The sequence below is a fragment of the Thermofilum sp. genome (assembly GCA_038741495.1).
In the GTDB taxonomy this organism is placed as follows: Archaea; Thermoproteota; Thermoprotei; order Thermofilales; family Thermofilaceae; genus Thermofilum.
In genome coordinates this window covers 312239-325904 of record JAVYKX010000001.1, presented here as the reverse complement: position 1 = coordinate 325904, position 13666 = coordinate 312239, and the positions used below count along the sequence as shown (strand labels likewise).

Genomic DNA, 13666 nt, shown 5'->3' with positions numbered 1-13666 from the left:
GCGCTGTACCGGTTTAAAGCTTTCCCGCGGCTAGCGGCACTCGGGCCTCTCGGAAGCGATGGGAGAGATGCTTTGCTTTACATAATGCGTAAAGTGGAAATAAGCGCCGAGGCTTGCCGGATCCTTGAAGACCTGAGCATAGCACAGCCACTTGCGGCGCAAGGTGGTCCACTGTAGTTGATTTTCGGCAGTAGCGCCTCTGCGGACGTACTGGGTAAGGCGGCATTGAAGGGGCGGGTGGCACGCGATAACCTGCAAAGCGCCTGCATCGCGTTACCCTGCCTCCTCGGAGAGAACCCAGACTTGCGAGAAGTCGGCGGTAAGGTACGCGAAGATCTACAATTCTCTGAAGACGGTGGGGGTGGGGGCCAGCCCCGCTAGGAGGGCTCAGGCGGCGAGCGGACCGGGTCAGGGGGCTTCCACGATGATTACTCCCGCGTTCTCTAGGCGCCTCTTGAGCTCTCCGTCGAAGCTCGCTAGCCTGCACTCCAGGTGCTGGGCTAGCGCCACGTAGAGCGCGTCGTAGACGGTGATCGAGTACTCGTACGCAGCGCTCGAGGCAGCTTCGAGGAATTCGGCAGCCGGGTAGAGCCTAGCGGCCCCCAGCACGAGCGGCTTGATGTTCCTGCTGAGCGTCTCATACCTGTCCCCCGGTATCCTCCCGAGGAGCCGGGCGTGGCGCCACAGCGCGTTCGCTACCTCGACGACTGCCAGGTCCAGGGTTGCGAGCCGCCCCGAGTACCTTCGAACGAAGTCGGTAGCCCTCTCGTGGAACTCGTCCTTTACGATGATGCTGGCGAACACGCTGGCGTCAGCCACGTAGAGTGCCCTGCTCACCTCTCCTCCCTCGACAACCTGATGCTCCTCCACGCGGGCTCGCCGGCCGGCTGCACGCCGTCGAGAGCTTTCTCGATCTCGCGGAGAGCCCTGTCGAGCTCCAGCTCCGCCAGCCTGCGCTCCAGGAAGCTCTCGATCTCCCTCCTCCAGTCCACCTCGCTGAACTTCCTCATCCTCCGCTTGATATCGCTCCTCACCCTCACGCTGAGAACCTCGGTGGCCACGGTTAGCTAGCGGCGGGCCCCGTATATAAACTTGTAAACAGAGGGCGTAAACGGCACGGCCGGGGCGCTAGAAGCCCCCGCCACCCCGGGCCAGAGGGGTCAGGGGCGGCTCGGCGCCCGCGTTAGGACCCGGGGGGCTTGACGATTCAAAATAAGCGGGGGAGGTTTTCCCTAGGGAGGGCTGGGGCTTCCCGGGCGCGCGCTCCCGGGCTTGTGCAGTTTTGCGTGCACAAAACGGCGAAGGCGGCCCGCACCCCGGGGGGACCTAGCTCCGGCCAGGCTCGCTGGGTCGCGCGTACTCCACAAGTTTTCTCCGAGGTTGCTGCCCGCGACTCCACAGGTACTCCTCGATAGCTTCGAAGAGAAGGTCGTCCAAGGTTCGTCCTTCTCTCGCAGCTCTCCTTGCCAGCTCCGCTAGGAGAGCTAGCCGGTAGCCCCTGCGCTGGGCTTTCACCCTAGCCAGCCTCTTGCCCTATGCCTTCACGACGTAAGTTAATAACTTTGCTGTATAAACTTTACATATAAAAGCGTTGCTCGCCCCGGCGGCTCTCCGAACCCTCACCGCTGAGCCGCACGCGCACTAAAAATAATTGAAACAGCAGATGCTGTGCGGTGCTCTGGGAGGACCAGCTAAATCCAGTCTCGGGGTATTCCTTCCTGCTCCTCTCTGACTCTCGGGCTGATCTCATCGATGTGCTCTAAGAGGTAAGACCATGCACGCTTCACTCTCTCGCGAGCACCCTCCCAAGCGTAAGAGTGAGGTACGAACACTCTTCCAATGCTTGCGCGCGCTGCGAGCCATGTCTCGAAGAAGCCGCTACCCATGTTCTCTAGCTCGCGGCGAGTGGGTATACTCCCTCTGAGCCAGTACGCGTCTCTGGCGAAGTTAGCCGCAATGCTGCGGAGCAGCTTCTCCTCTATGGATGCGAACTCGGTCTCCCGCAGCTTCCACATTGCGTAATCCAAAAACTCCTCGCCACCGCTCAGGAAGAAGGCGCCGCTCGCCGACATAACGTACTCGGGAGACCCCGACACTATGCTCAGGTCGCCAACAACGTACACTGCAGAGGCTACAGTGAATGAAGCAGTTACGCTGCGCAAAAGCCTCTCGAACGCCTCCTCCTTCGACGAAACCTTGATCACCCCCTCCTTCAGAAGAGAGAGCAGATCCTCCCTGGTAAACCACCCCTGCAGGATAATTTTACCGTCTTTCTCGAAAGCTGGCACGGCAAAAACCCCCTTCGAAAGAGCGCCGAAAGGATCCAGCTCGGTGTTCACGAAGCTTACGTTGAGAAGGCCGAGCTCCGTGACTAACTGGTAGACGTGGAAAGACTCAGAGCACCTGGGATGTACGTACACTTGGAGCACGAGAGCTAAGTTGGTAGGGAGGATATTATCTTTTTCACCGGCGCGGGACGGCTGGGAGCGGAGAAATTCTCCCGGAAATTTATCCGAGCGAAAAGTGTTACATGGTATAGCTTCTACGATTTACACATTTCGAAATATGTAATGTGAAACTTGCATACCGTGATATGATACCTGTTATACAGCTTATTTGCTGCGAAATTTCACAGCCACTTTTGTCATGTTCCAGCAGACGCATGTTTACTCCGTAACTATCAGTGCTACTTTGCCAGATAAAACTAGCATGCAGAATAGAAAGGAAAAGAAGTTATTTTAAACGATGGTTTTATCGGCGCGAGTCCCGGATGGAAATACGCTTGTAGCTAATTGAGCCTGCGCTCGTTACCCCCCTGAGTGCTGCTTCAAGCCAAGGAAAAGAAATAAGGCGGGACATCGCCTCAACTCTGTGAGTGAGCTCATAGCTATCCGGGACGTCAGCGCGATCGTATCTCCAGGGTCGCACGAGCCTGTAATCTCGCAGCGGTCGATCTTCATCAAGGATGGAGTTATCCTCGGCGTTGGCGATTTCTCGCTTCTAGCCTCTATGTACGGGCAGCCGGATGTGGTTTTAGATGGTAGAAAGAAGGTGGCCATCCCAGGCTTCTACGACCTACATACGCATATCGCCATGCTTGGTTTCAGAGGGTTACTGGTAGACGCGGATAGGCCTGTACACGAGACCTTCTTTATGCTTAGCAGCGAGATGGATCGCGAGACCGCGTACCGCCTCGCGGTGGCTGGGGCCCTAGAAGCCTTGAAGAGCGGGATCGTGCTCGTCGCCGACGTGTTCTTCCAGGCAGAGGGCGTCGCTGAAGCACTCGAAAGCGTGGGGATCCGGGGCCTCGTCGGGTACTGCTTCATCAATCACGAGGAGGCTGCTCACAGTGAAAGCGAGATAGGGCGTGCTATCGAATTCGGGAAGAGGTGGAGAGAGAACGCGCTGGTGAAGCCGGCTATAGCGCCTTACTCTGTAGATACAGTTTCTCGCGAGCAGTTAGAGCTGCTGGCTAGACTGGCTAGGGAGCTGGGGGTGCACTTGCACGTTCACCTGGCTAGGAGCCGCGAGGAGATGAAGTACACTCGCGAGCTCACGGGCTACACGCCGGTCCTCTACGCTTACAGGCTTGGCCTACTGGGGCCTAGAACGATAGCGGCTCAAGCGAACGTTGTGAGCGAGCAGGAGCGATTCATACTGGCTCAGAGCGGCAGCTTGATCGCGCAGTGCCCGTCGAGCAGCATGCTGGAGGGGCTGCCGATCCACGCATACGAGTACTGGCAGCTGGGCGGCAACGTTGCCGTCGGGACAGATTCGCCGAGCCTCAACGACAACATCGATTTCTTCGAGGAGCTCCGGCTGATGGTGTACGCCCAGCGCGTGCAGCTGGAAAGGAAGGTTTGGAAAGCTTGGGACTTGTTGGAGGTAAGCACCAGGAGGGCTGCCCAGCTGTTGGGGTTGAGGGCCGGAGCTATTGAGAGGGGGGCTGAGGCAGATATCGTGCTGCTGGATGCCAGGAGGCCGTGGTGCAAGCCAGCTTTCAACTTAGCTGCGTCTATAGTCTACTCAGCTAGCTCGGGGGACGTTGACACTGTGATCGTGCGCGGGAAACCGGTTATTATCGGCGGTAGGCACGTGGCTTTGGACGAGGAGAGAGCTCTGCTTCAGGCGGAGGTCGCTGCGATGAATTTCCTCGAAAAAATCCTAGATGAGCACCCCGAGCTCGAGAGCGTGCTTCCAGCAAGATCAGAAAAAGAGATATAGCGGTTGCATGAGACGAAGTACATGGCGAAGCCTCTCCACATTCTCGCGAAGCCTGGCGAGGTAGCGCCGCGGGTTGTCGCAGCTGGGGATCCTGCTCGTGTCCGGCAGCTTGCCGGCAAGCTTGAGCAGGCTAAGCTTGTGAATGAGAACCGCGGCTTTCTCGTCTACACAGGTAAGTACGAGGGGGTGCCAGTAACCGTAGCTACGCATGGTATAGGAGCCCCTTCTGCAGCGATCGTTTTCGAAGAGTTGGTGATGCTCGGCGCAAAGCTCATCATCAGGTTCGGGACGTGCGGTGGCTTGCTCGAGAAAATGAGGATAGGGGAAATGTTGATCGCCACTGGTGCATCGTACGCGCCGGGTGGGACGCTCGCGACTTATACTCAGGGAGACTGCATGGCGGCTATACCGGACTACGATGTGCTGAAAGCCCTCGTAGAGAACGCTGTAAAGGAGAACATCAAGTTCTACGTCGGCCCTGTAGTCAGCAGCGATAACTTCTACGCTGGCTTAGACTCGCTAATCAAGTGGCGTGCTCGGGGGATGATAGGTGTTGAGATGGAGGCCGCTACGCTATTCACCATAGGTAGGCTTAAGGGTGTGAAAACCGGTGCTGCTTTCATCATCAGCGATGTTATCGGGGAGGTTTACGAGAAAATGGCCACTGCTGAAGAGCTGCGAGAAGCTGTTGACAAAGCGTCCAGAGCTGTCCTGCGTACTGCCATCAGCCTGGAGGTTTGAGACACTACCCCGAGACATACTCCTCCAGCTGGTGAAGCTGGCAGCACTACCACTACAACCATTTACACAGTCATCCGTGCTGCTGCTACCTCCTTACAGGTTTCTAGTGCCGAGCAGCGAGCTGGAAGACGCCCTCCTGAACCTCGACCACGTGTTTTTCTCGAGAGATTACGAGCGGTTAAGTGGCTTCGAGCCTCGCGGAGTCGTCGTAGACCTTGGAGCTTACGCGGGTTTCTTCAGCGTGAGGGCTGCGAAGCGGTCCCGCCAGGTCGTGTCTGTTGAGGCGAACCCTCTTATGTGCCACTACCTCCGTGTCAACGCGAAGCTGAACGGCGTGAAGAACGCGAGAATCATTTGCGCTGCGGTAGATTTAGAGAGAGGCTCGAGGGAACTCTTCGTTGCAGAGAACATGGTGAACTCGTCCCTTATCGGTGAGTACGTGGGAGAGTTCTCATCTTTAAAGAGAACTCTGCGCGTGCAAGCAATAACGTTAAACGATGTTCTCCGGCTCGCAGGCGTAGAGAAAGTTGACCTGCTTAAGGTAGATGTAGAGGGGTTAGAGGGCAGGCTGGTCGACGAGAACTCGGAAATTCTTCAACCTGAAGTAGTTCAGCGGGTAGTTGTTGAAGTGCATCCACCGTTCTGCTCGGCGAAGTCGATTGCAGAAAAACTGTCGAGAGGGTACAGGGTGGCTATCGTGGCTGAGAGCGAGCTGCCTAACCAGGTTTTCGTCTACGCGTGGACGCCTTCAGAGTAAGTGCTGCTAACAGTTATAAGCTCTCTCGAGTTCTCTCAGCGAGAGCCTTTGCCGTGCGAGAGTTGGTGTGCGTGCAAGCGGCTGACGGAGTACAACGCTGCAGGTAAGCTGCTCCGAAACCTGGGAAAGCTGCTCGTTTACGGCTCGTGCGTGCGCGAAGAGTACCCTCAGATCTTCGAATCGCTTGGAGAGGGTAGGGTTCAGCTCTCCGCCTGTCCTGAAGCTGAGCACATAAACATCATAGCGCTGAAGCTTTCATCCATGCTGGCGAGAGTGAACTTAGAGGAAGTTGTTGTCTTAACGGTTGACGGCTCCCCGCACTGCGTTCAGCTTCACCACGCTGTCGAGGAAGCCGCCAGAGTTACAGGTAGTAGAGCTAGCGTGTACCACTACGTGGTAGAGGAGGGAAGAGCGGTGCAGGTAAGCCGGGAAGCTGTTAAAACTGCGCGCTACCTCTCTAGGGTCGATAAGCTACTCGCGCATCAATCAAGGAAAGAATAAATAAGTGTCAGCAAAGGAGAGCTCGTGCCTCGGAGGATCTCCGTTTTCGTGAGCGTAGCCTCCATATTCTCTGCGCTAACAGCTGCCGCTACCTACTTGATCCACGTGCCTTCGCCGACCGGAGGCTACACGCACATCGGGGATACGGTAATATACCTCTCAGCGCTTCTCTTCGGCCCTGCCGTGGGGCTAGCCGTGGGTGTCATTGGACCGCTCGCTGCAGACCTACTAGTAGGATACCCTAGGTGGTACGTCACTATCGTTGCGCACGGGCTTCAGGGCTACATCGCGGGCCTCGGTAAGGGGAAAAGGCTAAGAGCGCAGGTTATGCTCATCGTGGCGGCCGGCCTCCTGATGTCGTTCACCTACTTCATAGTGAACGTCATCATTAAGGGCGCAGAGCTTGCTCTCCTATCGCTCGCCAGGGATATCTTCGGGCAGTCGCTAATCTCCTGGTTACTATCATTAGCGCTGTTAAAGCCTCTGGAGAAAAACGCCGTAGTACGGAAAGCGGCCTCGATGATCTGAGACTTAGCGTCTCGAGCCTTTCCCCATGGCTAGAGGGAGGGGGCTATCCCGCCGAGCTGCACGGCGAGGAAGCTTATGAGGATAAGAGCTGACAAGTAGGCTGCCGCAAAAGCCTTGTCCAGCGTTGAGATCTTGGTGGGATTCATAAATGTCCTGGAGGGGTACTTGCCGAAGCCTCTCGCTTCCATTGATATAGCTAGCGTCGTCGACCGCCTCACGGCGAGGTAGAGGAGCGGCATTACGAGTGAAACGAGGTAGCGGTGAGGGCTCCTCCGAGAGATGTAGCCTTTCACTTTCCTGAAGGATACCATGCTGTCGAGGTCCTGCATCACGATGGGTGCGGCTCGCAGCGTGACGAACGACATGAAAGAGTAGACGTAAGGTACCCTGAGCTGCAGAGTCAGGGATGCGGCTAGCTGACCGGGGTCCGTGGTGCCGGCAAAGAAAGCTGAGTAAAGGATGATGACTAAGATACGCGAAGAAAGCAGCGCTACGCGATTGAGAGCCTCGACGGGGCTCAGATTAAGATTCGTGACGAACAAGAGGTAGTTCACCCACGTGAATCCGGCGATCGTGGTAGCAGCCCCTAGGGCAAACCCTCTTCGGACTCTGACACGTCCCAGTAGAACGAGTAGAGAAGCAGTGAGCAAGTGCCCCAGCACTACCACTGGGTGGAGAAAGAAAGCTAGATGGAAGATGCCGGCTAGAAGTAAGATCAGCTTAAGAGATGGGTTGATACGGCTTAGCACGCTAACGGTAGTCTCAGCCATGAGAGACCCCCTCGGCGGCTCCTCCAGTCTTCTCGCTAGAAGGCAGCTTGAGTTGATCCGAAAGGAGCTTGGGAGGGGCGAAGTGTAGCTCAGGCCAAAGCTCTCTCTTGCGAAGCAAGCTGGACAGCGAGCCGCTGAACACCACCCTTCCTCGAGAGAGGCCGTAAATCGTCGCTCTCAGCATAGGTAGCGCCCACGAGTCGTGGGTGACCAGGACGACAGTCTTCCCCTCCTCGGCGAGCTCGTTTACACGGCTTATAACAAGCAAGCTGTAGCGCAGATCTAGCCCAAACGTCGGCTCATCCAGGAGGTAGACTTCCCTCTCGAGAACGTCCATCTCGAGGATAGAAATGAGCCTCTTCTCCCCCTGGCTCAGCTCGTAGACAACTCTATCTGCCAGATGCTCGAGCCCCTTTGCTCGAAGAACCTCACGGGCCTTTCTAAGCGCTTCTTCCCTCCTAAAACCTCTAGCCTTGAAAGACGAGGCTAGCTCCTCGATAACAGTGCGCTCAGTAAACTGGAGCTCCGGAACCTGGGCGACGAAAGCCACTTTATCGGGTCTAGGAGAGCCCCCTAGAACCCTGACACTGCCCTGGAAGTCCCGGAGAATCCCGGATAGCACTTTGAGAAGAGTGGTCTTTCCGCTGCCGTTGGGTCCGAGGATTACCGCTACCCTCCCCCGCGGGACTGTGAGCGTCACGTTATCCAGCACCTTAACCCCTCCCAGCTTCACCGTGAGATTCTCCACAGAAACCGCTGGCTCTTCTTGCTGCTTTGCCGCAGGAGAATCCTCCTGGATCTCTCTTCGAGGGTTGAGGATATACCTGTAGGGGACCCATATACCCTCGCTAACCAGCCTCTCAGCACCATGGATGCGTATCATCTCATCCACTGAGCTGTAAACAGATGCACGCCCATCCCGCTCGATATAAACGACTTTGTCGGCAAGGCCCTCTGCCAGCTCGATCCTGTGCTCTACCACGAGGATGGTTTTTCCTGACTCTTTCAGCTCGCCTAAAACCCTGTAGATCTCTCTAGCTGTCCACATATCGATGTGAGCTGTTGGCTCGTCGAGAAGCAGGATCTCCGGATCCAGCACTAGAGCTGTGGAGAGAGCGAGCCTCTGCTTCAGCCCAGTCGAAAGGGTATCCACCTTGTGCGCCCTGTACTCGCTGAGGCCAACGAGCGCGAGAGCCCTCTCCGCTCGCCTAGCCACCTCATCTCGAGGTAGAAGCAGGTTCTCAGCTGGGAAGTACGCTTCCTCGATCACCGTCGGCATAACGTACTGGGCCTCAGGATCCTGAAACACTATACCCAGGAAGCCTGCCATGCTGCTAAGCCCTTCCCTAACGGGATCGCGGTTCCCGAGCCTTACGCTACCCTCAACTTTCGCGGGTATTAGAGAAGGTATTACGCCAGCTAGCGTGAGTAGGAGGGTGGTTTTCCCAGCTCCTGTAGGTCCTGTGATGAGCGTGAAATCACCTTCCTCAACTTCGAAAGAAACTTCCTTTAGGACTGGTCTTCCGCTCTGGGGGAAAGTAACCTTAAGGTTTTTCACATCCACGAAAGCTCGCTCATGACCCAATCCCTTTCACCGCCCTGCCTACGGCGAAGGTGTCGAGTAGAGAAGAATTCTTGGCTACGTAGTCTACTAAAACCTTTACAAGTAAGCCCGCGAGCAGCGCGCCGCTGATGAAGTATAGCAGCCAGAAGACGATGCGCTGCTCGGGAGTTAAAGGCGCTGTGATGCCGTAGAGGATGGTGTCCGCAGGCGCTGCCCACAGCGCTGGAGCAGCGCCCGCTGCAAGCATAGTGCCCCACCCCCACCTCTTATACCTTGAAGAGGCAAAGACTGCTTCCGACATAAGTCCCTGCATAAGGCCGTAGAGCAGGACGGTCGAGGCGAACTGCGTGCCATAAACGAGTTCGAAAATCGCGCTTAGCGTCTCGCCGAGCACGGCGGCGCCCGGCTTCCTCACAATGTAGGCAGATAGAGTTCCTCCTATGAACCACATCCCGTAGATGACGGGGGTGAACAGCAACCCTAAGGTCAACTTGGCGAGATCCCAGACAACGTTCGACCAGAAAAGGAAGACCGCTCCCACTATCGCTGAGAGCACTGCTATGAAGGTTGTCTCTACAACGGTCATTCGCAGGTGTCTCATCTCTTTCACGAGAGCTTCATAAATGAACAGGTTATAAGTTTTTCCTTGGCTTAACGCTTTTTATCCCGAAAAGTGTATAACCGAGTTATGAGGTGGGCGCCCTGGGAATTATAACTTCGTAATTTACCTTGAGAAGAGCTCCGGGAGGAAAGGGAGATATAACTGGGTTTTTTAATGTAGATTGATGCTGCTGGGCAGTCTTGAAGCGACACTGTTTATCCCCTTCTTCAGGCGTTTAGTTATTCGTGAGCTTCGGAATCTCGGCGAATCTCAGGTCGAGATTGCGAGAGCTTTGGGCATAACTCAGGCTGCTGTGAGTAAGGTGCTGCGCTCTGGCAGGATGGGGAGCAACAGCAGGCCTCCTCCGCCCCCCAGCGGGCTCGAAGTCTCGGCTCAGGAGCTGCATTTGGTAGCGAAGAAGGTAGCCAAGCTGATACAGGCTGGCGAGCTGAACGAGGCAGGCTTCCTGGCTAACAGGTACTGGCTTTTGCTGGCTGCCTCTGGAGATGCTTGTAGAGCTCATGAAAAGCTCGGCTGGAGGAGGAGCGAGTGCCACATCTGCACGAAAATGGTCTACCCGGAGCTTGACATCAGCAGGGGCCTGGTACTGGCGGACATAGAGCGTGCTTTAATTATCTTATCGGCTTCGGACAGTTTTCCAGAACTCATCCCGGAGGTACTCACGAATATTGCCGTCGCTATTCCAGGAGCACGAAATCTGTACGATATCGCCGCTATTCCGGGTAGAATTTCGAAAACTAGAAGCGGTGAACTGCTCTACCGCAAGCCCGAGTTCGGGGCCAGCAAGCACTTAGGCGGAATTCTTTTGTCAATCGAGGGGAAGTACCGCGCCGTGATGAACATAAAGTACAACAGAGCTGTCAGAGAGGCGATGCTCGCCCTAGGAGTGGTTTTCCGGGAGTTCAGCAGCGTCGAGTACCCGTCCTCTAACCCTGCAGCCTTAGCGGCTAGACAGCTCTTCAACGAGTGCCCCGCTTGCACCGCGCTGGTAGATTCTGGTGGCGAGCACGTCGAGCCCGTCGTATACTTGTTTGGTAACAAGGCTGTTGAAGTGGCGAACTTAGCCGTGAATCTCTCGGAAGTTTACTATGCGGTGTCCAGGAAGCTTGGCGGGAAGCTCGAGGAGGGGGTGCGGCTGGCTGCCAGGTTTCCGTGACGCGTAGCCTATCGAGAGAAAAAGAGTATATTAGCATTAGATGCAATCGATAAATGGTAGGGCACTATGAGCGAGAGCGGGCCGATCGGCGTGGAGGCTGGCACGCCGCGCGAGAAAGCGATACAGCTTCTCCGCATACTGGGGTTAACCGGCTTGGAAGCTGAGCTCTACCTGCTTCTGTTAGAGAGGGGGCCCCTCAGCGCTCCCGAGATTTCCGACTACTTGGCACGCCACCGGCCTCAGATCCACGTTGCCTTAACGCGCCTCAGCTCGAAGGGCTACATAGAGGAGCTTGGAGGGAGGCCGAAGAAGTACCGCGCTGTTAGTCCTACGACTCTTCTCGAGATGTTCACCAAGGAGTTTGAGAGCATGACGAAGAAAGCGCTAGAGTACATGAAGAGCATAGCCAAGCCGGCTCCAGAGGAGAGGTTTGGCGTCTGGGTGGTTAGGGAGCCTGAAGTGGCTAAGAGCCGCATGGCCGACCTCTTCGACGAGGCGAGAATCGATGCCCTCGTGATGGGTGATATCAAGTTCATTCACCTCATTGCGGATAGGCTCGAGAAAGCCGTGAAGAGGGGGGTGAACGTTTACGTGCTCTCGTACTCCTTGGGGGAGCGGGGAGCGAGGTTCCTTATGGAGGATCTACCTTTCCTGCGTAAGCTTCGCGTCGCTATCTCGGGCGATATAGTTGTCGTAGTTGACTCTCAGCTTGGAGGGGTGCTGAAAGCTAGGCCCACTCTACCTATGCGGCACGGCTTCCTCGTAGAGGAGAGGACCCTTATCGACTACTTATCCCACGATTTCGTCAACAGGTGGGTTGGCGCTCGCGTGGTGGTGGATGAGAAGCTGGAGCTGCCTGCTCGCTTCACCTTCCACAGGTTGGCGCTCTACGAGGCAAAGCGAATGCTTCTCGAAAATAGGAAGCTTAGGCTGCGTGCTGTAGGTTACGAAACAGATACCGGTGCGAGAGCCACCATCGAGGGCAAGATTCTAGATGCGGTGCTCGAGCTTCCGGCAGGGTACGCTCACTTTAAAGTGGATACAGGCTCGGGGATCGTGCGCGTAGGAGGACTCGATGCGATAGCTGAAGAGATTGCCGGAGAGTACTTCGAAATTCAGGAAGAGCCTTAAGCTTGGGTGACCGCGTACCTGATAATCTCTCCAACTAGCCTGAGCGTCATGTACTGGAGAGGTATCTTGCGCTTAGGGTAGAGCTCATCCCCTCTGAGAGTTTCCTTCTCCCGGAAGCTCTTCACGTGCTGGCCGCTTCTCGCAGCTTCCACACTGGCCTTGATGCGGCTAAACTCTTCCTCGCCGAGAAGTCCTAGCTGGAGCTTAGCCTCCGTTAAGCTCAGCACCGCGTTGTAGGTTGCCTCAGCCACCTGCTCGCGGGACATAAGCTCCGTCTCGTAGTTTAGCATTTCGAACCATTTCTTCGCGAGAAGCAGCTCTCTGTGCTCACTCAGCCTGTGTGCGAGAATGCGGTAACCCATCCTGCTTGGCATGTGAAACGCCAGGCTCCCTGGATCCACGAACGGGGCAAGGGGGGCGACGAAGGCTTCGAGCTTTCCTCTAGCATCTTCGTATAGCTCTTTGAAGAAGTCTCCTAACCCCTGGACGCTCGAGGGGGTTTGACCCGGCAGCCCTACCATGAAGTACAGGTCGATTCTCTCGAAGGATAGCTCGACGGCGTTTCTGATAAAATTCCTTATCTGAGAGTTCGTGTAAGGTCTGCCGTACCTTCTGCGAACGTTATCCTCGTGGGACTCCGGCGATAGGTGGAGATACACCCGGTCGCCGGCTCTCCTGTAGAGCTCCAGGACATCCCTCTCGGGAGGCACGAAGAACTCGAAGAATATCTCAACATCACTCTTCTCATCGGCTAAGAGCTTCATCAGCTTCTCGATGTAGGATTTGCCGAGCAGCTGCAAGTCGTTCACAAAGAAGATAGGGGCCTTCAGTCTCTCCGTAATCCCCTTGAATTCTTCAACCAGGGTTTCCGGCTTCTTCACCCCTACAGCCTTCCTCCTGTAGATCGTGCTGTACGCGAAGTTGCTGCCACCGCACGCTAAGCAGTTGTGAAGGCAGCCCTTGTACGTGATTACCGCCGTGACAGGGTGCTCCAGGAACGAGCTCCAAGGAAGCGAGAGGGAAATGCCGCTCCTGACCATGGCTCGCAAAACCAGGCCGTAATCTGCTGCGTACTCGTCGAGATGCTCTGGGACGAAGCTGATGCCGTTGAAGCGAACCCTACTGCCCGCGCGGTACGCTACGTTGCAAACCCCCTCTAGGTTCTCATCTCCCTTCTGCAGTTTCTCGACAAGCTGGAGGAAACACGGTTCGGTCGTGTCTCCGAGAACAACGGCGTCTACGAATTCGTACCGGCTAAGTATTTCCCACCAGTAGTAAGTGGATGAGAGCCCACCCAGAACCACTGGTGCACCCTTCAACTCCTTGATTAGCCTCGCTACCTCGAGGGCGCCGTGAGCGTGAACAAGCCAGTGGAGATCAACCGCGTAAACGTCAGCGTCTAGCTTCCTGATGAACCTGGGAACATCGAACCTCTCATCGTTAACCATCTTCGCAGCTAAATTGAAGATGCCGACTCTAACGCCGTTCTTCTCGAGGTATGAGGTTAGAGTGAAGAATCCTGCCGGGTACATATCGAACACGGGCTTTGAGGGGATGACGTCGCTTATAGGACCGTAGTACACGTAACCTCTTTTCCTAAAATCGTACACGCTGGGGGCATGAACTAAAGCGACATCAAACCTCCTCATCAGCATCCCACGGGGGGCTCCGT

15 protein-coding genes are annotated in these 13666 nt (G+C 55.9%); 7 read left to right on the top strand and 8 right to left on the bottom strand.

Annotated features, from left to right (window positions below; genetic code table 11):
• Positions 1-408: 408 nt before the first annotated feature.
• From QXU72_01890 to QXU72_01875, 4 genes are all read right to left on the bottom strand, one after another.
• A complete protein-coding gene (locus tag QXU72_01890; protein ID MEM0494001.1) occupies positions 409-870 on the bottom strand; it encodes a type II toxin-antitoxin system VapC family toxin in 462 nt (153 codons plus the stop codon).
• Positions 834-1061, bottom strand: coding sequence for a hypothetical protein (locus QXU72_01885; protein ID MEM0494000.1), 228 nt, complete (start codon positions 1059-1061; stop codon positions 834-836). Before QXU72_01885 ends, QXU72_01890 begins: the two co-directional genes overlap by 37 nt.
• 265 nt (positions 1062-1326) lie before the next feature.
• Positions 1327-1515, bottom strand: coding sequence for a hypothetical protein (locus tag QXU72_01880; GenBank protein ID MEM0493999.1), 189 nt, complete (start codon positions 1513-1515; stop codon positions 1327-1329).
• 176 nt (positions 1516-1691) lie between these two features.
• A complete protein-coding gene (locus QXU72_01875; GenBank protein ID MEM0493998.1) occupies positions 1692-2429 on the bottom strand; it encodes a hypothetical protein in 738 nt (245 codons plus the stop codon).
• A gap of 442 nt (positions 2430-2871) precedes the next feature.
• Between QXU72_01875 and QXU72_01870 the strand changes: the two genes are divergently transcribed.
• From QXU72_01870 to QXU72_01850, 5 genes are read left to right on the top strand one after another with little or no spacing between them, the layout of a single operon-like run.
• Positions 2872-4224 (top strand): amidohydrolase family protein, encoded by a 1353-nt coding sequence (locus QXU72_01870; GenBank protein ID MEM0493997.1) that lies wholly within the window; start codon positions 2872-2874, stop codon positions 4222-4224.
• Between the two features lie 21 nt (positions 4225-4245).
• Positions 4246-4965, top strand: a complete 720-nt coding sequence (locus QXU72_01865) for a purine-nucleoside phosphorylase (protein ID MEM0493996.1) — start codon at positions 4246-4248, stop codon at positions 4963-4965.
• Complete coding sequence (locus tag QXU72_01860; GenBank protein MEM0493995.1) at positions 4913-5722, top strand: FkbM family methyltransferase; 810 nt, start codon at positions 4913-4915, stop codon at positions 5720-5722. Before QXU72_01865 ends, QXU72_01860 begins: the two co-directional genes overlap by 53 nt.
• Before the next feature lie 48 nt (positions 5723-5770).
• Complete coding sequence (locus QXU72_01855) at positions 5771-6223, top strand: hypothetical protein (GenBank protein MEM0493994.1); 453 nt, start codon at positions 5771-5773, stop codon at positions 6221-6223.
• 24 nt (positions 6224-6247) lie between these two features.
• Positions 6248-6751, top strand: a complete 504-nt coding sequence (locus tag QXU72_01850) for an ECF transporter S component (GenBank protein MEM0493993.1) — start codon at positions 6248-6250, stop codon at positions 6749-6751.
• Positions 6752-6780: 29 nt separating this feature from the next.
• On the opposite strand, the gene QXU72_01845 is transcribed toward QXU72_01850, so the two are convergent.
• Genes QXU72_01845 through QXU72_01835 form a run of 3 tightly spaced genes read right to left on the bottom strand, consistent with a single transcriptional unit; the run spans position 6781 to position 9686 of the window.
• Entirely contained in the window at positions 6781-7521 is a 741-nt protein-coding gene (locus QXU72_01845; protein MEM0493992.1) for an energy-coupling factor transporter transmembrane component T, read from the bottom strand.
• Entirely contained in the window at positions 7514-9106 is a 1593-nt protein-coding gene (locus QXU72_01840; GenBank protein ID MEM0493991.1) for an ATP-binding cassette domain-containing protein, read from the bottom strand. The genes QXU72_01845 and QXU72_01840 overlap by 8 nt, the downstream gene beginning before the upstream one ends.
• Positions 9096-9686 carry an ECF transporter S component gene (locus tag QXU72_01835; GenBank protein ID MEM0493990.1) on the bottom strand — a complete coding sequence of 197 codons (591 nt, stop codon included), beginning with the start codon at positions 9684-9686 and terminating at the stop codon, positions 9096-9098. The genes QXU72_01840 and QXU72_01835 overlap by 11 nt, the downstream gene beginning before the upstream one ends.
• Positions 9687-9870: 184 nt before the next feature.
• On the opposite strand from QXU72_01835, the gene QXU72_01830 reads away from it, so the two are divergent.
• Positions 9871-10863, top strand: coding sequence for a thiamine-phosphate synthase family protein (locus QXU72_01830; protein ID MEM0493989.1), 993 nt, complete (start codon positions 9871-9873; stop codon positions 10861-10863).
• A gap of 66 nt (positions 10864-10929) precedes the next feature.
• Positions 10930-11994, top strand: coding sequence for a TrmB family transcriptional regulator sugar-binding domain-containing protein (locus tag QXU72_01825; GenBank protein MEM0493988.1), 1065 nt, complete (start codon positions 10930-10932; stop codon positions 11992-11994).
• Here the strand turns inward: QXU72_01825 and QXU72_01820 are convergent.
• Positions 11991-13643: a TIGR04190 family B12-binding domain/radical SAM domain protein gene (locus QXU72_01820; GenBank protein MEM0493987.1), complete on the bottom strand. Its 1653-nt coding sequence runs from the start codon at positions 13641-13643 to the stop codon at positions 11991-11993. The genes QXU72_01825 and QXU72_01820 overlap by 4 nt on opposite strands.
• Positions 13644-13666 lie beyond the last annotated feature (23 nt).